The sequence below is a fragment of the Bacillus cereus group sp. Bc031 genome, from assembly GCF_027716265.1.
GTDB lineage: Bacteria > Bacillota > Bacilli > Bacillales > Bacillaceae_G > Bacillus_A > Bacillus_A paranthracis.
Genome location: NZ_JAQFUL010000010.1, coordinates 1 through 19,455, shown reverse-complemented (window position 1 = coordinate 19,455; position 19,455 = coordinate 1). Strand labels below are relative to the sequence as shown.

The window sequence follows — 19,455 nt, the reverse complement described above, 5'->3', positions numbered from 1 at the left end:
ACAATAAAAAATAAAGGAGATGAAATATATGGGGGAAATTTGGTATGGTGGCAACATTTACACAATGAGAGAAGAAAATGAAAAAGTGGACGCTATTTATGTTGAAAACGGTATGATTGTTGATGTTGGAAGTAAAAAAGAGTTAGAAAACCGATATGCTGTGGCTAAATTGCGCGATTTAAAAGGCAAAACGATGATTCCAGGTCTCGTTGATAGCCATATGCATCTTATTGGTCACGGGGAGAGGTTACTTCGTTTAGATTTATCAAACTGCACATCTTATAGAGAAGTGCTGACTCTCGTTCGGAAGCGAGTAGAAGAAGCGCCGAAAGGTTCTTGGATTATCGGAGAGGGCTGGAACGAAAATAATTTTAAGGATACGAAAGATGTTCACGTGCGTGATTTAGATGAAATTTCGAAAGAACATCCCATTTTATTAAAGAGAGTTTGTCGCCATGTTACATGGGTGAACTCATACATACTGCAAGAAGCGAACATAACAGAAAAGGCAGAAGATCCAAAAGGCGGGAAAGTTGGACGGGACTCATTCAATAAATTAACAGGACTTTTATATGAACAAGGCCAAGAGTTAATCAAACATGTCCAGCCTGAAATTGATGAAGCCTACTTACAAAGTGCTTTGCAAACAGCAATTAAAGACTGCTGGCAATATGGACTCGTTGGCGGGCATACGGAAGATTTAAATTATTACGGTGGATTTAGAAAAACGCATAATGCGTTTTCTCATGTTATAAAAGAAATGCCATTTAAAGCACATTTACTCGTTCACCATGAAGTAGCACATGAACGAAAAGAATATGAAAATGAGCATTATATTGAGTTTGGGGCAATGAAAATTTTTTCTGACGGTTCTTTTGGCGGAAGAACAGCTTTATTAAGTGAACCGTATGAAGATGCGAGAGAAACAAATGGAGTTGCCATTTTCTCACGTGAAGAACTTGCGGAATTAGTGAAGAAAGCACGAGACTTACATATGCCAGTTGCGATTCATACTATCGGTGACTTATCGCTTGAATATGTCATTGATGCGCTTGAATTGTATCCGCCAGCAAAAGGATTACGCGACCGTATTATTCATTGTCAGCTAGCTCGTGAAGAGTTGATTGAAAGAATGAAAAACTTGCAAGCCATTATTGATATACAACCAGTCTTTGTTTCATCAGATTTTCCATCAGTCATTGAAAAACTAGGCGAGCACCGTCTTCGTTATGCGTATGCTTGGAAGACGTTACTGGAAGCGGGATTACACTGTAACGGGGGATCTGATGCTCCGATCGAGCAAGTAAATCCGTTTCTAGGCATATATAGCGCTGTTACACGTAGAAGTTTTATGGACGGTTTATGTTATATGCCAGAAGAAAGATTAACGGTATATGAGGCTGTTTCTTTATTTACAACAGGAAGTGCCTATGCAATCGGAAAAGAAGCGAAGCGAGGGCAAATTACAAAAGGATATGAGGCAGACTTTACAATATTAGACCGCGATATTTTTGAAATAGAGGCAGAGGAAATAAAAGAAGTACAAGCAGAGATGACAGTAATAGATGGCAAAGTCGTCTATAGAAAAGGTGCGTAAAAATATATGAGCGATTATCGGAATATATCGACCGTAACCTGAATTATATCAGCGATTATTGAAATATATCGACCGTAACCTGAATTATATCAGCGATTATTGAAATATATCGACCGTAACTCCAAATATATGAGCGATTATTAGAATATATCGACTTACCGACAAAAACTGACAAGAATATCGGCCGGATAGCGAGAGGTTGTTGCTCGCGCCAATCGGGGTAAATAAATAACCGTAGAATTATGGGCCACCATAATTCTACGGTTATTTTAATCTTATAAAAACGTTCTCTGTACTTTTTCCCAGAAAGAGTTGTTTTTTAATTTAACTGTTTTAATTTGTTTATCGCTTAAGCGTACAACAGCTTTTTCCACTTGCTTAATGCTAAGCGCTTCATTATCCATACCGATAACTGGATAATCGTTACCGTCTGGTCTTAGTTTTAAAGTTAATGTACGTTCGTGATTTAAAATGAACGGTGAACCAAGTGTACGGTATGTGTTGTTATTTAAAGATGCTAATTCACTTACTTGGAAGCAAGGGATAAGCGGGTCAACAACTGCACCACGTAACGATTTATTGTAAGCTGTACTTCCTGTTGGGGTAGAAACAACTAAACCGTCACCTCTAAATGTTTCGAAATATAAATTATCAACGTGAACATCTACAACGAACGTTTTAATAATGCTAGAACGTAATGAGAACTCATTTAAACAATGGAAAGATGTGCTACCATCTACATCTACCTCAATTGTTGGATATTTTCGCACTTCAATTTCATTTTTTGTAATTTCTTGAAGGGCTGTATCAACGTAATCAATATGGAAATCGCAGTAGAATGAAATTTCATCTTTCGTAGAAATCCCTGCGTATAAACAATCTTCCCTAAAACCAGTTTTACGAACGGCTTGTAAGAAAGTTGCATCATCTCCAACACTGACGATAGCGTTTGCATTTTTTGGATGATCTAATATGGTAAATCCATTCTCTTCTAAAATACGATAGATTGGTTTCATTTTTTCAACGAGCTTTGCTTTGTCATCACCATAAAAGAAAAATAAATTGCGACGATCTGCCATTATGTATCCCTCCACTGCAGTTAAATTTTCTATGCTTCGTGCTACATATCATTAGAGTCCGTTCCCTGACGATATGTTCAAATAATATATTTCGATATAAATTGTCAAAATACCTTTTTATTTTTAGAAAAATTTTTATATTCAATCTTATGAAACGCTGTTTAATGATGAATAAAGTTGTCGATAATGGGTACGGAGTGAAAGGATGATACGTATGAAGTGGCTCGTAATTGGAATAATAATTCTTCTCCTTTTTATTTTGTTTATACTATTGTCGAAAATAAAGCTTAAAGTGACATTTTTATATTCAGAAATGGAAAAGCAATGTTTGCTTCAAGTGAAAATATGGATGATTCGATATACATTTGATGTGTTGGAAAGAATTGAGAAACAGCAGAAGAAAACAGGACAAAAAATCGAAAAAGCTGAAGAGGACGGCGGACTAGACAATAAAATTATGGCACAACTTGATAGTATGGGAGAACTGATAAAAAAGCTGCAAGAAGTTCATACTATCGTTAAAGATTTTCTCAAACGAGTGAAAATCAATGGTTGGAAATGGCATACGCAAATTGGAGCAGGCGACGCAGCTAGTACTGGAATTGTCACCGGATATGCATGGGGGACAAAAGGAATGGCTGCTGGAGTTGTAGGACAATATATGCATATTGTCGACGTACCAGAATTTGAAATTACTCCTGTTTTTCAAGGGAAAGGATTTGCATCAAGATGTGAGTTAACAGCATCTTTTCGTATATTCCGTACTATAAAAACAGCGGTGAAATTATTCGTGTTTATGAGAAGACAAAGATCTGGTACGACAGAAAAATCTGTTCAAGCATAGGGGGGATATAGAATGGACCATCCAATTCAAGGTTTAATGACAACTGCAATGCAGCATTTAAAACAAATGACTGATGTAAATACAATTGTCGGCGATCCAATTAAAGCTGCTGATGGAAGTGTAATTCTTACCGTTTCAAAAGTTAGCTTCGGATTTGCGGCTGGTGGAAGTGAATTTGGTAAAATAGAACATTCAGGCCGCCATCCATTTGGCGGGGGAAGCGGTGGAGGAGTTTCTATTAATCCTGTTGCTTTTCTTGTTATAAATGGAGAAGGCGTAAAAGTGTTGCACTTAGATAAGCAAACACACGTCATCGATAAAATAATTGAATTAGCGCCACAAGCTGTTGATAAAGTGAAAGAAATGATGGATAAACGAAAAGAAGACGATCCTGAATTTCAAATTTAACGAATAAAGAAGCTGATCAATAGATTAGCTTCTTTAATTTTTTTGTAAATAAAGCGATTTTATTTGCATTATCGATAGGGACAAACTATCATTTACATTGTACATATTTTGTTTAAATAAGGGAGGATTTTCAAGTGGCAAACGTAACTTTTAAAGGTAACCCAATGACTTTAGTTGGAACAGAAGTTAAAGTTGGCGATCAAGCGCCAAACTTCCAAGTGTTAGCAAATGACTTATCTCCAGTAAGTTTAGAAACATACAAAGGTCAAGTGAAATTAATTAGTGTTGTACCTTCTATCGACACAGGTGTATGTGATGCACAAACACGTCGTTTTAACCAAGATGCAGCAGGTATTGAAAACGCGAAAGTATTAACGATTAGCGCTGACTTACCATTCGCTCAAAAACGTTGGTGTGCAGCAAACGGTTTAGAAAATGTTGTTACACTTTCTGACCACCGTGACCTTTCATTCGGTGAAGCTTACGGCTTAGTAATGAAAGAGCTTCGTTTACTTGCTCGTGCAGTATTCGTAGTAGATAGCAATGACAAAGTAGTTTACGTAGAATACGTAAGCGAAGGTACAAGCCATCCAAACTATGAAGCAGCATTAGAAGCAGCAAAAGCTGCAAAATAATGTGAACGAAGATGACCTCTTTGTAAGAGGTCGTCTTCTCTCATATATTGCTATATGGAATCGATATACGAGAGAAGACGTTACATCATACATCACTAAAAAGGGAGCTCTTAAAAAGAGGTCGCTTTTTCTTTTGGGAAAAAATCAGATTATGGTATGATATAAGTTATGTGTAAAAGAGAGAAGGAGGAATGTACGTGAGTCAGACAGTAGAAACTTTATTTTCTATTTTTGATTCTTCTGCGGTAGTTTTACGTAAAGAATTAGATGTAACATATTTAGAGGCGCTTGTAGAAACAGGGGATAACTTGTTTGAAGGAGCAATTTTACAAGAGGAATTATCAGAATCAGCAATTGAAAGGCTGAATCGTGAATATAGTACGTTTAATGAAGAAACATATAAAGGTGAAGAAATTCGTAAAGCATTTCAGTTAGCCATCTTAAAAGGAATGAAGGAAGGCGTACAAGCGAATCACGAAATGACGCCTGATGCAGTTGGTATGTTCATGAGTTACTTATTCCATAAATTTATGAAGGGTCAAAATGAAATTACTGTGTTAGACCCTGCAATTGGAACAGGTAACTTGATGACGACAGTTTTCAATAGTGCTCAAGAAAACGTTACGATGAGTGGATTTGGTGTAGAAGTGGACGAAGTGCTAATTAAACTTGCTTTAGTAAATGCGAATTTACAAAAGCATGCAATCGAATTCTTCCATCAAGATGGACTAGCACCGCTTTATATCGATCCAGTTGATGCAGTCGTTTCAGACTTACCGGTTGGTTACTATCCAAATGAAATCGGTGCAAGTGAATATAAGTTAAAAGCAGATGAAGGAATGTCATATGCCCACCACCTATTTATTGAACAAAGTGTGAAGCATACGAAAGAAGGCGGATACTTATTCTTCCTAGTACCCAACTTCATTTTTGAAAGTGATCAAGCACCGAAATTACATGCATTTATTAAAGAAACATGCTTTATTCAGGGGTTATTACAGCTACCTGTTTCCATGTTTAAAAACGAGAAAAATGCAAAAAGTATATTTGTTCTCCAAAAGAAAGGTCCTAGTGTAACGATGCCAAAACAGGCGTTATTAGTGGAGTTACCTAAATTCTCCAACATGAAGGCGATGGAGGACATTATGGACCAATTAAATACTTGGTTTGCAACGCATAAATAAGGCTAGGTATATGTAACAGGGTTAGTAATTCATGTAGTACAGTTTTATATGATATGTCATATTTTTAAATATATACAAGATTTAACTGAATTTTTTTGAAATCTGTAATATATTTTTTTTCTTGGTGTTACAATTTTTTCACTTGAAATATATGTCGTACGATGTTTAAATTAAAATCGTGAGTATAAAATTTACTAATGATGAAACGTTTTCATATTTAGTAAATTTGATCAGATAAAATCGAGCGGTTTGTGGAAACATCCACACAACTACCAAGAGAAAAAGGGGCGAAAGACTAGATGTCAAAAATCATCGCGATTAACGCAGGAAGCTCTTCCTTAAAATTCCAATTATTTGAAATGCCAAGTGAAACAGTATTAACAAAAGGTTTAGTAGAACGTATCGGTTTAGAAGATAGTATCTTCACTATTACTGTAGATGGCGAAAAACAAAAAGAAATTACAAACATTCCAGATCACGCAGTAGCAGTTAATATGCTTCTTAAAAAATTAACTGAAAACGGAATCGTTAAATCTCTAGATGAGATTGGCGGTATCGGTCACCGTGTTGTTCACGGCGGCGAAAAATTTGCTGACTCTGTTCTAATTACTGATGAAGTATTAGCTGATATCGAAGAATTAAGCGATTTAGCACCACTTCACAACCCAGCAAACGTTGTTGGTATTAAAGCATTCCAAGAAGTATTACCAAACGTACCAGCAGTAGCAGTATTCGATACAGCATTCCACCAAACAATGCCGGAATCTGCATTCCTATACAGCTTACCATATGAGTACTATGAAAAATTCGGTATCCGTAAATACGGTTTCCACGGAACTTCTCATAAATATGTAACTGAGCGTGCGGCTGAACTATTAGGTCGTCCACTTGAAAGCTTAAGCTTACTTTCTTGTCACTTAGGTAACGGTGCAAGTATCGCAGCAGTAGAAGGCGGTAAATCTATCGATACTTCTATGGGCTTCACTCCACTTGCTGGTGTAACAATGGGTACACGTTCTGGTAACATTGACCCTGCGTTAATTCCATACATCATGGAAAAAACAGGCCAAACAGTAGAAGAAGTAGTTAACGTATTAAACAAGAAGAGTGGTATGTTAGGTCTTACTGGTTACTCTAGTGACCTACGTGACATCATTGCGAAAGAAGAAGAAGGCGATCACCGTGCGAAAGTAGCACTTGATGTATTCGTAAGCCGTATCCACAAATACATCGGTTCTTACACTGCTCGTATGAAAGGTGTAGATGCAATCATCTTCACAGCTGGTGTAGGTGAAAACAGTGCGATTATTCGTGAACGCGTATTAGAAGGCCTTGAATACATGGGCGTATACTTCGATGCAAAACGCAATAACGTATTCGGTGAGGAAGCATTCATCAACTTCCCACATTCTCCAGTAAAAATTATTGTAATTCCAACTGACGAAGAAGTTATGATCGCTCGTGACGTACTACGTCTTGGAAACATCGGTTAATATATGAAAAGAAAGACGAGATCCTATAGGATTTCGTCTTTTTTCTTTTGGATATAGTTTAAAATTCCATCTGGATATAGTGCTTTTTTCTCCTGAATGAATGCTGTAATGGGAATCCACTTCGCATACGATACTGTTTGTTCATCTTGTATATTCAGTACTTCCATTCCATATAGTGACGTGTCTAATAAGCGTAAAGAATATAACTGAATGATTTCATGAGCAATTTCTCCATCAAGATGAAAGATGTTTTCTAAGCAACCTAAATAAGCAGTGATCTCCACTTCTGTATGAAGCTCTTCTTGAAATTCACGAATAACGGTATGTTCTGATTTTTCACCAAGTTCAATTGAACCGCCAAGAGGCCGGTAATATGTTTCATCGCCTGTATGATATTCTTGTACGAGAAGCCGCTCGTGATGTAAAGCAAGACCGAAAGCTTTTGCACGTGGATACATATACAATCACTCCTTATTTATCCCGCTTTAACGGGCAGTAAGACCCTCACCTCAAAATTCAGCGGAAGCAAAGAAGTTAGGTGGGGGTCGGGCTGTCCGTAAAAGTCCGATTGGTGAGGGCTGATTAAAGTTTCACTTTATTTTGTATAAGGATGATTATAATGTATTGCGTAATAAAAGTGTCGTGTATTTAAGAGTGTGGTCGAATTACGATGCCATTAAATAAGTCATTCCAAAATGTTTCATTGTACTGAAATACATCCATAATAGGACATTTTATAACGCAAATATTTTGCAATCCCCAATCTTCTTCCGTAACAGTTGGTACATCTTCAGGAATGAGTAATAGGACAGAGAATGTATGTGTAACGATTTGAGATAAAATGTGTTCCAAGGAACGTGCTTCTTCGTATGTTCCTCCAGTTCGAATAAATAATATGGATTGTGCTGTGTCAATTGTTGTTAGAAAACGATTAATTCGGTGCTCATAATTTAACTTAATTTCTGTATAAGAAGGCCAAGAAGTTGGTGTGTTTACATCTGTTTTAAAGTCGTGGCAGGAGTCGATTTCATATAGATTGTCCCGTAGTCTTAATTTCGCATCATCATCCCAAAATGAGATGAAGGATAAGTTTTCTAACTGTAAAAAACGGTCAAATCGATTTTGTAATAATATATTCACCTTTTCTAATGATGGGCTTAGCATAAAATCAATAACGCCAAAAAATGGTGATAATTTGAATTGATATAACGCCCAAGCAGGCCAGCAGTTTTGTCCTAAACTGAATACTGCATGATATTCTTTTTTTATATCGGATAGATTCATGTGATTTATCTCATCCTTTTTGTTAATATTTTATGTCACTAAAAGTGGTATGTGAATAAAGATAGACAAGCATATTTGCAAAGAATAAGCAGAAATATGTTACAATAGAAAAAAATCGAACGAGGTGGTTGTTACGATGCGATCGAAGCGAGAACAAGCCATTTTAGACAATATAAAAGAATGGGAATCGCAATTAGTTGAGCAAGAAGCGACTGATTTTCAAAAACTGTTTGATAAATGGGTACATAATACAATTGCGAAACTACCTGAGAAAAAACGAAAAGATTTCTTTACGAAAGCAGATGGATGGCTCTTTCATTTGCATGCATTGATTCAAAGTTCACAATCACAGTTAGAGGCGCGTAATCGTATTTTAGGAACATCGAGATTATTTGATGAATCGATTGAGCAACTAGAGGATTTAAAAGCATTATCTATCGATCAATTAACATACATAGCAGAGCAGCAAACAGCACACCATCGCCTATATTCATTCGTACAAGGCGGAGCAACGGGTGCTGGAGGTTTATTATTATTAACAGCTGATTTTCCGGTTATGATTGCGTTAAATGTGAAGGCTGTTCAACTTATTGCAACGTCATTTGGGCATGATGTGAACAAGCCTTATGAAATGATGCTTGCGTTAAAGGTATTTCATGCGTCATTACTACCAGGAAGACTTCAGCAATACGCATGGTACAATTTACTGCAAGAGCTAGAACAAGAAGATTCCTTCTTCTACGAAGGAGATGAAGCGGTGTTACAACCAGCTTCGACTGAAATTATTTTAAAACAAATTTTGAAAACATTTTCGATTTATGCTCTTCGTCGTAAATTATTCCAAGGTATTCCGGTGATTGGAATGGCAATCGGGTCTACAGTGAATTATCGTTTAACAAGAAACGTTACTGAATTTGCAAATAGATTTTATCAAGTGCGCCACATAGTCGAGAAGGAAAAAAGAGCATAAAAAAGCGAGAGGCCGAAACCTTTCGCTTTTTTAATTTGTTGCATGCTTTTTGGACATTGGAATAGATACTGGCTGCTTTTCTTCTGCTTTTTCTGTTTTTGGATAATAAATTAAATCCAATGTTTTTGCCTGTACGGCAATCGAAAGAATAGTAAAAGCAATTTCTGTCCAATTTAAATAATATAATGAAAGCGCAAGAACAATCGCGTCAAAGACGAAGAAAATTTGCCCAATTGTAAAACGTGTTTTTTTACTTAATACAATTGTTAAAATATCGTCTCCACCGGTTGCACCGCCAAATCGCAATATAAAACCGAGTCCAATACCAGCTAACGCACCGCCAACTACTGCAGCTATAAATAAATTGTTTGATAAATCGACCGTAAATGGAGAATAATTTTCCATAAGAGAATAAAATACTCCGAATGAAATTGAACCTAAGAATGAATAGCCAACCATTTTTCTACCTAACAATGAAGCGCATAGTAGAATAATTGGGATATCCATCATTACAGTTGAAATAGATGGTGAAATATCATAAAAATTTTGGATGAATAGTGCGATACCTACAAAGCCACCTTCTGTTAAGTGGTTTTGGAAGTGAATGTGATATAGCGCTGCTGCTAAAATAAATGAACCGATTAAAACCATAAAAACTTCTTTAATAATTTGTCGACTTTGGATGTTCCTCATCGTTATTCCTTCTTTCCGTAGTTAGTAGTCCTTTTTTGTGTTGTAAACTAACTACGAGCTCACATATAGCTTCAGTTAGTTTACGAAAAAACTAACTGAAGCTATATGTCGCTGAAGAAATAACGAATAATCCTCTCGTCCATCAATTCTCCCTACTTTCGTTTTAGTTTAAGTCTTAAAACGACTAAACAAAACGTGGAGTAGGATTCTTCATTTAGCAATCCTGCTCTTCTTTGTTTTGTTTAGCTAGTAACAATTAAGCCCTAAACAAAACGCTATGTGTAAGAAGAGTCTTTTTTTTGCCAAATTATCCTTCGGGCAATCATAATTTCCCCACTCTCGTATTTTTTTCGCTAGACTAAAGTATCTGAGCTGGAAAATACGCTACGTGTATGATTCGTCAATACGATGCCACATGCTCCTTCGAGCGATCATGATATCAAAATCCCTTCCTTCAAGATTTATATTATTATATCATACTTTCAAAAAATGTATGCGGATGGAAACCGACAATAAACGGAGGAAATCTACAAAAATTGTTATGTTTAAATATTTTTGTAGAAAAGCCTAAGTTATTTTGGAGAATTGGACCGTTTTTTTTTAGTTTGTCCAATAAGTAAGAAAAGAAGAGTTTCTATTCAGTTGTATTTTTATCTTTAAAAAACGCATCCCAGCTAATCACACTTAAAAAAGTTAAAGCGATAATAACGAAAGCGCGCATAAGTGTAAGGCCTCCTTTTGTACATAGTATATGAATCATTTACTTTATAATGTGTCATTTTTTTACAAGTTTTAACTATTATGAGAATATATTAATATAGATAGATGAAGAGGAGAGTGAGAATATGCTAAAAGACATGTTTAAAAGAAAAGAGTTAATATGCGTTTCATGTCAGAAAAAGATTCAATATGAAGAAGAGCTTGTTGCTTTTGTAAAGTTGCCGAAAGAAAGAAGTATATTAGTTGGTCCATTTGATGTGTGTTTGGCAAAAACAGCACAAGAAATATATTGTAAATCGTGTTACGACAAAAAAGCATGACCCAAAGTAATTGAGGGGCATGCTTTTTTTATTGGTGTGCTTTCCCCTCAGATACATTTTGAGTGAGTCGATACCAAAGCCAAAGGTCATTAATGATGGAAGCGAGATCGGCAATTTCTGAATTCAGTTTGCAAGAAATTTCGAAGTCTTCTTCGTTATTTAAATGATGCTGTTTTGCATTAATATAATGTTCGAGTTCTTTTATACGATCAGGAATCTTTCCGCGAACTTGTTCCCATTTTAATAAAATCGCATGTTGCATTTTTTCGGGGATATCTTCCCAGTCTTCTTGTAAATGCGGAATTTCAATTCCGAGATGTTCATCGTATAAGAAATACTTTTCCATAAGTTCACCCCCGTTTTCCTGCTTATATTGTACAAAAAAACAGAAAGAAGTTCGACGAAATTGTTTGAAAAAATTTGAAAATGACTCTTGATACATTTTGTAAAAGGTGTTAAAGTGTGAATTATTATAAAAGAAAATGAATATTTATTCTTTAGGGGGATGCAAAATGGAGAAGAAAAAAGTTGTATTAGCATATTCTGGAGGCCTTGATACTTCCGTTGCAATTAAATGGTTACAAGAGAAGAATTATGATATTATCGCGCTTTGTTTAGACTTAGGGGAAGGTAAAGACTTAGCATTTGTAAAAGAAAAGGCACTTTCAGTAGGTGCAATTAAATCATATATGATTGATGTTCAAGAAGAATTTGCAAACGAATATGCATTGATGGCGATGCAAGCACACACGTTATATGAAGGGAAATATCCTCTCGTTTCGGCGTTATCTCGTCCACTTATCGCAAAGAAATTAGTAGAGATTGCAGAACAAGAAGGAGCGACTGCAGTGGCACACGGATGTACAGGGAAAGGGAATGATCAAGTTCGTTTTGAAGTTTCTATTCAAGCGTTAAATCCTTACTTAGAAGTGATTGCGCCTGTACGTGAATGGAAATGGTCACGTGAAGAAGAAATTGCCTATGCAAAAGAAAACGATGTACCAATTCCGATTAATTTAGACAGCCCATTTTCAATCGATCAAAACTTATGGGGACGCAGTAATGAATGTGGCGTTTTAGAAGATCCATGGGCAGCACCGCCAGAAGATGCATATGAGATGACATTAGCATTAGAAGATACACCGAATAAACCAGAGTTTGTAGAAATCGGCTTTGAAGCAGGCGTACCGACGACTTTAAATGGTACTGCATACCCACTTTCAGAACTTATTAAAACGTTAAATGCACTTGCTGGAAAACATGGCGTTGGACGTATCGATCACGTAGAAAATCGTCTTGTCGGTATTAAATCGCGTGAAGTATACGAATGCCCAGCAGCAATGACATTAATTACGGCGCATAAAGAACTTGAAGATTTAACACTCGTAAAAGAAGTAGCACATTTTAAACCGATGATTGAGCAAAAAATAACAGAGCTTATTTATAACGGTTTATGGTTCTCGCCTTTAAAACAAGCGCTTCATGCTTTCTTACAAGAAACGCAAAAGAATGTAACAGGCATGGTGCGTGTGAAATTATTTAAAGGTCATGCAATTGTAGAAGGACGTAAATCTGAGTACTCTTTATACGATGAAAAATTAGCAACGTATACTGCTCAGGATGAATTTAATCATGATGCAGCAGTTGGATTCATTTCATTATTCGGTTTACCGACGAAAGTATACAGCCAAGTGAATCAAAAGAAGGTGGAAGCGTGAGCAAACTTTGGGGCGGACGTTTTACAGAAGAAGCGGAAGCGTGGGTTGAAGAGTTCGGGGCATCCATCTCCTTCGATCAACAATTAGTAAATCAAGATATAAACGGGAGTATTGCGCACGTAACGATGCTAGCAAAGCAAGGCATCGTTACGAAAGAAGAAGCAGAGAAAATAAAGATAGGTCTTCAATATTTATTAGAAGAAGCGAAACAAAATAAATTGCATTTTTCCGTTGAAGCGGAAGACATTCATTTAAATATCGAAAAGATGTTAATTGAAAAAATCGGTGAAGTAGGCGGGAAACTTCATACTGGCCGAAGTCGTAACGATCAAGTAGCGACAGATATGCACTTATATTTAAATGAAAAAGTAGAGCATATTATAAAAGCTACAAAACAATTGCAGACGGTTCTTGTTCATCAAGCAGAAAATAATATTGAGACGATTATGCCTGGTTATACGCACTTGCAGCGTGCCCAGCCAATTTCATTTGCGCATCATATTCTCGCTTATTTTTGGATGTTAGAGCGTGATGTGAATCGTTATGAAGATTCATTAAAGCGTATTAACATTTCACCATTAGGAGCAGGAGCGTTAGCTGGGACAACATTCCCGATTGACCGAGAATATAGTGCGGGGCTTCTTGGATTTAATGGAATCTATGAAAATAGTTTAGATGCAGTAAGCGATCGCGATTTCATATTGGAGTTCCTCAGTAACTCATCTATGCTTATGATGCACTTATCACGCTTTTGCGAAGAACTTATTTTATGGAGTAGCCAAGAGTTTCAATTTATTGAAATGAGCGATCAATACGCAACGGGAAGCAGCATTATGCCGCAAAAGAAAAATCCAGATATGGCGGAACTTATTCGTGGTAAAACAGGCAGAGTGTACGGTAATTTATTTAGCTTACTTACAGTAATGAAAGGATTGCCGCTCGCTTACAATAAAGACTTGCAAGAAGATAAAGAAGGAATGTTTGATACAGTAAAAACAGTAGAAGGATGCCTTCATATTATGGCAGGCATGCTAGAGACGATGACTGTAAACAAAGAAAAAATGGGGCAAGCTGTAACGCAAGATTTCTCTAATGCAACAGAAATTGCTGACTACTTAGCAAACAAAGGACTACCATTCCGTCAAGCTCATGAAATTGTTGGAAAGCTAGTGCTGCACTGTACACAAAAAGGAATTTATTTAGTAGATGTACCACTTGAAACGTATAAAGAAATGAGCTCGTTATTTGAAGAAGATTTGTATGAAGTGCTGTCACCATATGCAGCTGTAAAGCGTCGTAACAGTGCTGGGGGAACAGGATTTGAACAGATTGAAAAGGCTTTGGAGAAGGCGAAGGGATTAACGAAAGAAGTTATCAAGAATTGAGTTAAAAAGTACGCCAGTCTGTTAAAGTCTGGCGTACTTTCTTTTTTACTAGTATTTAAGTTATGATATAGTAAAAAAGAATAATTTAGGGGAAGTCTATGAAAAAAATAATATTTATCGTTTTACTGTTAATTAGCTTAAGTGCAAATGTTAAAGTGTTTCTCCTAGACAAATATATCTTTGTTGGTGAACAAGTAAAGCGAGAGGAAGCGATTCTTGCAACGATGTGGCACTTGCAAGAAAAAGGATATAAAGAAAGTGATATTTCGTACATAAAACCGGCCTTTTATAGTAAAATCGGTTCTTACGGTATGAATGTACAGTTTAAAGATGAACCAAACGAATCATATACATATAGAGTTTTGAAAGATGCGAAAACCAATAAAGTAACTGTACACCAAGATAGCAATGAGCCAGGTGGTATGGGCGGGAAGCATCAAGAGCTTAAATAAAGAAAGAAAAACGACTGATGGCATTCGCCTGCAGTCGTTTTCTTTTAATCATACTTATGTCGATCTTCCGTAATTCGAATATACTCAATATCCATTAAATCTCGCAGTAATGCACCATTACTTAGCTCAATTCCATGCGTTTCTCTAAAATGTGCGCGAATTGTATCTAACATTTCGATTTCTTTCCCATTCACATCTAAAATAATACGTTCAGAATCATCCATGTGGCACCCTCCTTTTTTAAACATATATATTTTGTCCATCTATTTCTAAAAAATGTATGTTAACCTAATGTTAGGAAATAAGAAAGGGATGGAAAATGAGACGTATTTATTTTATAGGGTTAATTTTGTATACGCTAATTGTATTGCACGTTGCATTCCCAAATATCTTTTCATTTGAGGATGTAGAAACAGTACATATCGGGATATTTATCTTTATTCTATTTGTAGTAGACTGCTGTATTTCGATATGGCTTTCGAAAAGAAAACATGTACAAGATAAAAAAGAAATGGAACGAAAAAAGAGAAAACGTTCATTTTGGATGATGACGTACTGTTTGTCTTTAGTGTTTACTGCTGTCTTTTTTAGTGAGCATATTCCAATAGAAAGATTAAATATTGGATTTGGAGCGTTCGTATTTGCATACTATTTTTTCATGCATTTTCTTCCTTATATGAAAGAAAAGCGAGGAGAAGAGGAAGATCCGCTTGTAGAAGAAGCGAGAGAACAAGAGCATAAGAGAATAGAAGAAGATATACAGAAACTTGGGGAACAAAAATGGTATTTGAAATCTAAAATTATATATGTTCTTTGCTTTATTACGCCGCCAATCGGTTATTTGTATGTATTCTGCCTTCGTAAAAAAATGACAGAAGATGCAAGGCAATCTTATTTAACAGTAGCTACGATTATGATGGCATTATGGTCTTTGAAGTTTCTTCCGCCTTATGTGTTGGCGATCGTTATTGTTGTTGTGGTTTGTTTTGTGTTTATAGTAAAGTATGTGAAATAAGTTGTAGTTATATAGACTACAGCTATATAATTATAATCGCAATAGTTTTATATAATGATATTAAAAAGGAGATGCGGTATGAGTTTAATTAAATTAGTAACTAAAGCAGCCGCTAAAGTTACAGCCGAAGTAGTGGGCGGTGCGATAGAAGCAGTAGGAGAAGTTACGAACAGTAATTTCATAAAGGATGTTGGAAAAGGTGTTAATAAAGCTACTGTGAAAACTGGGGAAATCGTTGGGAATCTTGCTGATGGGACGTATGATGCTATAGGTGGTCTTATTACAGATGATAAACAGCAAGCGAAGCGAGGATACGAAGAAATACTTGGAACAGTTCAAGATACAGCAACGACAATTGGAAAAGGGATTGTACATGTTTCGGAAAAGGGAGTTGAAACTGTACAAGCAATAAGAGAAGGAGATACTGATAAAGCAATAGAAGCAGGGAAAGAATTAGCTAAAGTTGCAGCTGTAGGCGTCTTCTCAGTTGGAGTTATTGATATAGTTGATGGTGTGGATGGAATCGCCGACGGAGTAGAAGGTGATAGTGTAGCACAAGCATCAGCTCCAGAAGTAATGGATGCAGAATATACAGCGGAGGAAAACCCGAATACGCATCATGTAACACCCCATGAAAGAGTTTTACCTGACGGGAGAACAATATGGGTAGATGGTGATGGCGATACGAGTGTACATACACAAGGTGGCTGGGAACAGCATAATCCAGATTACAGAATTCCAAAAGTATAAATGAAAATAGGGTAAATAAGAGAAGCCTCTTATTTACCCTATTTATTTTTATAAATTAAAGCTCACCTTGCTCCTCATCACCACGAACAACAAGGACATCGCATTTCGCATAGCGAATAATATGTTCAGAGACGCTACCAATTAGGAAACGCTCAACAGCATTTAAACCAGTTGCACCACACATAATTAAATCTACTTTATGATTTGGAGCGATTTCTTTTGAAATTTTTGATTTAGGATTACCAAATTCTAATACAGTTTCAATTTTTTCAAGGCCAGCTTCAAGCGCAGTTTTTTTGTAGTCTTCTAATAAGTCTTCTGCAAATAGATTTGCACGTTCAGCAATTGCACGGCTATAAGCTTCTAATGCTGAGTATGCTTTTACATCAACGATATGAGCAATAGTTAATGTTGCATTGTTGCGTTTTGCGACTTGAATTGCTTTTTTAAAGGCTTTTTCTGCTTCTTTAGAACCATCCACCGCGATTAAAATATTTGTATATGTATTATTCATAGTAAATTCCTCCCAATCATTTTTATTACCGTTTACAACTTTATTATAAAACAAATTTTGGTAATGTGCTTGCCAGAAACGTTACAGAATTTCGAAAACTCTGTTTTGATTCATTTTAGTTGTAATTGGTGCGAGAACTTGTTACATATGAACTATAGCAATTTAAAAGGGGGCCGTTTTGTGAGACACGCGCTCATTACAGCCGGTACGAAAGGTTTAGGAAAGCAAGTAACAGAAAAATTATTGGCTAAAGGCTATTCAGTAACAGTAACATATCATAGCGATATCACGGCTATGGAAAAGATGAAAGAAACATATAAAAATATGGAAGAGCGTCTACAATTCGTGCAAGCGGATGTCACGAAAAAGGAAGATTTACATAAAATAGTAGAAGAAGCGATAAGCCGTTTTGGCAAAATCGATTTCTTAATTAATAATGCTGGTCCATATGTATTTGAACGAAAAAAGTTAGTCGATTATGAAGAAGATGAATGGAATGAAATGATTCAGGGTAATTTAACAGCGGTGTTTCATTTGTTGAAACTTGTCGTTCCGATTATGAGAAAACAGAACTTTGGCCGTATTATTAATTACGGATTTCAAGGGGCGGATAGCGCACCGGGATGGATTTATCGTTCAGCTTTTGCCGCAGCGAAAGTAGGACTTGTTTCATTAACGAAAACAGTGGCTTACGAAGAAGCTGAATATGGTATTACTGCAAACATGGTATGTCCTGGTGATATTATTGGTGAAATGAAAGAAGCGACGATTCAAGAAGCACGTCAGTTGAAAGAACGTAACACACCAGTTGGTAGATCTGGAACAGGTGAAGATATTGCAAGAACGATTTCGTTTTTATGTGAGGACGATTCCGATATGATTACCGGTACAATTATTGAAGTGACTGGTGCAGTTGATGTTATTCATAGACATCGATAGAGAAAAATAAAGAGAAGTTTCGAATAATTGGACAGTTTATCCTTTATGCAAAGAGGTGCGGATAATACTGTCCTTTAATATAAAATTAAATCTATCGGAAAACTTGTATTATTTTTTGTCAAATATTGAGATATTATGTTAAAATATAAGAGCGTAGAAAGCGCTTTAAAAAATGATTCAGGGGTCATTTCATAACTCAAGGGGGAACTAATAATGCGTATCGGTATTCCAACAGAAATTAAAAACAATGAAAACCGCGTGGCAATGACGCCAGCGGGAGCAGTACATTTAGTACAAAATGGTCATGAAGTTTTTGTTCAAAAAGGAGCAGGTTTAGGATCTGGCTTTACGGATGAAGAATACGTACAAGCTGGTGCGAAACTTGTTGAAACTGCTGAAGAAGCATGGAATCAAGATATGGTTATGAAGGTAAAAGAGCCAGTAGCAAGTGAATACGGTTATTTCCGTGAAGGTTTAATTTTATTCACATACTTACACTTAGCTCCAGAACCAGAATTAACGAAAGCATTAATTGATAACAAAGTTGTATCAATTGCATACGAAACAGTACAATTAGACAATCGTTCATTACCATTACTTGCACCTATGAGTGAAGTAGCAGGTCGTATGTCTGCACAAATCGGTGCACAATTCCTTGAGAAAAACAAGGGTGGTAAAGGTATTTTACTTGCAGGCGTTCCAGGGGTAAAACGCGGCAAAGTAACAATTATCGGCGGTGGTCAAGCTGGTACAAACGCAGCGAAGATTGCAGTAGGTTTAGGTGCAGATGTAACAATCATCGACTTAAGTGCAGAACGTCTTCGTCAACTAGATGACATTTTCGGTAACCAAGTAAAAACGTTAATGTCTAATCCATACAACATCGCAGAAGCTGTAAAAGAATCTGATCTTGTTATTGGTGCAGTATTAATTCCAGGTGCAAAAGCGCCAAAACTTGTAACAGAAGAAATGATTCAATCAATGGAACCAGGTTCTGTCGTTGTAGATATCGCGATTGACCAAGGTGGTATTTTTGAAACAACTGACCGTATTACAACTCATGACAACCCAACTTACGAAAAACATGGTGTTGTTCATTATGCAGTTGCTAATATGCCAGGTGCGGTTCCACGTACATCAACTCTTGCATTAACAAATGTAACAGTACCATATGCAGTACAAATTGCGAACAAAGGCTACAAAGATGCTTGCTTAGGCAACACTGCATTACTAAAAGGTATTAACACATTAGATGGATACGTAACATTCGAAGCAGTTGCAGAAGCTCACGGTTTACAATACGCTGATGCGAAAGAGCTTCTTGAAAAAGCTCCTGCTTTATCATAATAGAAATACATGTAAGCCCCTCCTTTCGTAATGAAGTGAACCCGAATAGTGGCACATGAAAAAAACACCTCCTGAATTCGCATACTAAGTATGCAAATTCAATGGAGG

At 36.4% G+C, this 19,455-nt stretch carries 22 protein-coding genes; 15 read left to right on the top strand and 7 right to left on the bottom strand.

The features are described 5' to 3' along the window. Positions 1-28 precede the first annotated feature (28 nt). Positions 29-1,597 carry an amidohydrolase gene (locus PDQ33_RS06110; RefSeq protein ID WP_061132051.1) on the top strand — a complete coding sequence of 523 codons (1,569 nt, stop codon included), beginning with the start codon at positions 29-31 and terminating at the stop codon, positions 1,595-1,597. A gap of 275 nt (positions 1,598-1,872) precedes the next feature. On the opposite strand, the gene PDQ33_RS06105 is transcribed toward PDQ33_RS06110, so the two are convergent. Further along, positions 1,873-2,676, bottom strand: a complete 804-nt coding sequence (locus tag PDQ33_RS06105) for an NAD kinase (protein WP_061132052.1) — start codon at positions 2,674-2,676, stop codon at positions 1,873-1,875. A 205-nt stretch (positions 2,677-2,881) separates the two neighbouring features. Between PDQ33_RS06105 and PDQ33_RS06100 the strand changes: the two genes are divergently transcribed. The 5 genes from PDQ33_RS06100 to ackA all read left to right on the top strand — a co-directional run bounded on the left by PDQ33_RS06100 (position 2,882) and on the right by ackA (position 7,240). Beyond that, the gene (locus tag PDQ33_RS06100; RefSeq protein WP_270755125.1) at positions 2,882-3,520 is read left to right on the top strand and encodes a DUF2953 domain-containing protein; all 639 of its coding nucleotides are present in this window, start codon (positions 2,882-2,884) and stop codon (positions 3,518-3,520) included. 12 nt (positions 3,521-3,532) lie between these two features. Beyond that, entirely contained in the window at positions 3,533-3,928 is a 396-nt protein-coding gene (gene ytfJ / locus PDQ33_RS06095) for a GerW family sporulation protein (RefSeq protein ID WP_000350002.1), read from the top strand. A 134-nt stretch (positions 3,929-4,062) separates the two neighbouring features. Further along, complete coding sequence (tpx, locus tag PDQ33_RS06090; RefSeq protein WP_061132053.1) at positions 4,063-4,563, top strand: thiol peroxidase; 501 nt, start codon at positions 4,063-4,065, stop codon at positions 4,561-4,563. A gap of 197 nt (positions 4,564-4,760) precedes the next feature. Then, positions 4,761-5,747: a class I SAM-dependent methyltransferase gene (locus PDQ33_RS06085; protein ID WP_000084357.1), complete on the top strand. Its 987-nt coding sequence runs from the start codon at positions 4,761-4,763 to the stop codon at positions 5,745-5,747. A gap of 299 nt (positions 5,748-6,046) precedes the next feature. Beyond that, positions 6,047-7,240 carry an acetate kinase gene (gene ackA, locus PDQ33_RS06080; RefSeq protein WP_000034576.1) on the top strand — a complete coding sequence of 398 codons (1,194 nt, stop codon included), beginning with the start codon at positions 6,047-6,049 and terminating at the stop codon, positions 7,238-7,240. Positions 7,241-7,263: 23 nt separating this feature from the next. On the opposite strand, the gene PDQ33_RS06075 is transcribed toward ackA, so the two are convergent. Both PDQ33_RS06075 and PDQ33_RS06070 read right to left on the bottom strand, forming a co-directional pair. Further along, the gene (locus PDQ33_RS06075) at positions 7,264-7,698 is read right to left on the bottom strand and encodes an NUDIX hydrolase (RefSeq protein ID WP_061132054.1); all 435 of its coding nucleotides are present in this window, start codon (positions 7,696-7,698) and stop codon (positions 7,264-7,266) included. A 190-nt stretch (positions 7,699-7,888) separates the two neighbouring features. Continuing rightward, a complete protein-coding gene (locus tag PDQ33_RS06070; protein ID WP_001053724.1) occupies positions 7,889-8,524 on the bottom strand; it encodes a DUF1796 family putative cysteine peptidase in 636 nt (211 codons plus the stop codon). A gap of 136 nt (positions 8,525-8,660) precedes the next feature. Here PDQ33_RS06070 and PDQ33_RS06065 point away from each other — a divergent pair, with 136 nt between their 5' ends. After that, positions 8,661-9,494 (top strand): EcsC family protein, encoded by an 834-nt coding sequence (locus PDQ33_RS06065; protein ID WP_270755130.1) that lies wholly within the window; start codon positions 8,661-8,663, stop codon positions 9,492-9,494. A gap of 30 nt (positions 9,495-9,524) precedes the next feature. Here PDQ33_RS06065 and PDQ33_RS06060 read toward each other — a convergent pair whose 3' ends face one another. Next, positions 9,525-10,187, bottom strand: coding sequence for a YitT family protein (locus tag PDQ33_RS06060; protein WP_001244531.1), 663 nt, complete (start codon positions 10,185-10,187; stop codon positions 9,525-9,527). Positions 10,188-11,032: 845 nt separating this feature from the next. Between PDQ33_RS06060 and PDQ33_RS06055 the strand changes: the two genes are divergently transcribed. Next, positions 11,033-11,227 carry a hypothetical protein gene (locus PDQ33_RS06055; RefSeq protein ID WP_000910278.1) on the top strand — a complete coding sequence of 65 codons (195 nt, stop codon included), beginning with the start codon at positions 11,033-11,035 and terminating at the stop codon, positions 11,225-11,227. A 28-nt stretch (positions 11,228-11,255) separates the two neighbouring features. On the opposite strand, the gene PDQ33_RS06050 is transcribed toward PDQ33_RS06055, so the two are convergent. Next, entirely contained in the window at positions 11,256-11,573 is a 318-nt protein-coding gene (locus PDQ33_RS06050) for a hypothetical protein (RefSeq protein WP_000417212.1), read from the bottom strand. A 166-nt stretch (positions 11,574-11,739) separates the two neighbouring features. Between PDQ33_RS06050 and PDQ33_RS06045 the strand changes: the two genes are divergently transcribed. The 3 genes from PDQ33_RS06045 to PDQ33_RS06035 all read left to right on the top strand — a co-directional run bounded on the left by PDQ33_RS06045 (position 11,740) and on the right by PDQ33_RS06035 (position 14,782). Next, a complete protein-coding gene (locus tag PDQ33_RS06045; RefSeq protein WP_061132055.1) occupies positions 11,740-12,945 on the top strand; it encodes an argininosuccinate synthase in 1,206 nt (401 codons plus the stop codon). Then, positions 12,942-14,330, top strand: a complete 1,389-nt coding sequence (gene argH / locus PDQ33_RS06040) for an argininosuccinate lyase (protein ID WP_061132056.1) — start codon at positions 12,942-12,944, stop codon at positions 14,328-14,330. The genes PDQ33_RS06045 and argH overlap by 4 nt, the downstream gene beginning before the upstream one ends. Positions 14,331-14,428: 98 nt before the next feature. Next, positions 14,429-14,782 (top strand): DUF3139 domain-containing protein, encoded by a 354-nt coding sequence (locus PDQ33_RS06035; protein ID WP_061132057.1) that lies wholly within the window; start codon positions 14,429-14,431, stop codon positions 14,780-14,782. 44 nt (positions 14,783-14,826) lie between these two features. Here PDQ33_RS06035 and PDQ33_RS06030 read toward each other — a convergent pair whose 3' ends face one another. Beyond that, positions 14,827-15,006, bottom strand: a complete 180-nt coding sequence (locus PDQ33_RS06030) for a hypothetical protein (RefSeq protein ID WP_000342755.1) — start codon at positions 15,004-15,006, stop codon at positions 14,827-14,829. Between the two features lie 95 nt (positions 15,007-15,101). Between PDQ33_RS06030 and PDQ33_RS06025 the strand changes: the two genes are divergently transcribed. Together PDQ33_RS06025 and PDQ33_RS06020 are read left to right on the top strand one after the other, a co-directional pair. Next, on the top strand, positions 15,102-15,797 hold the full coding sequence (locus PDQ33_RS06025) for a hypothetical protein (RefSeq protein WP_061132058.1): 696 nt from the start codon (positions 15,102-15,104) through the stop codon (positions 15,795-15,797). A 78-nt stretch (positions 15,798-15,875) separates the two neighbouring features. Next, positions 15,876-16,547, top strand: a complete 672-nt coding sequence (locus PDQ33_RS06020) for a hypothetical protein (RefSeq protein WP_000052602.1) — start codon at positions 15,876-15,878, stop codon at positions 16,545-16,547. Between the two features lie 55 nt (positions 16,548-16,602). Here the strand turns inward: PDQ33_RS06020 and PDQ33_RS06015 are convergent, their stop codons facing one another. Continuing rightward, entirely contained in the window at positions 16,603-17,061 is a 459-nt protein-coding gene (locus PDQ33_RS06015) for a universal stress protein (protein WP_270755134.1), read from the bottom strand. A 147-nt stretch (positions 17,062-17,208) separates the two neighbouring features. Between PDQ33_RS06015 and PDQ33_RS06010 the strand changes: the two genes are divergently transcribed. Together PDQ33_RS06010 and ald are read left to right on the top strand one after the other, a co-directional pair. After that, positions 17,209-18,000 carry an SDR family oxidoreductase gene (locus PDQ33_RS06010; protein WP_025991611.1) on the top strand — a complete coding sequence of 264 codons (792 nt, stop codon included), beginning with the start codon at positions 17,209-17,211 and terminating at the stop codon, positions 17,998-18,000. A gap of 213 nt (positions 18,001-18,213) precedes the next feature. Next, a complete protein-coding gene (gene ald, locus PDQ33_RS06005) occupies positions 18,214-19,347 on the top strand; it encodes an alanine dehydrogenase (protein ID WP_001219405.1) in 1,134 nt (377 codons plus the stop codon). Positions 19,348-19,455 lie beyond the last annotated feature (108 nt).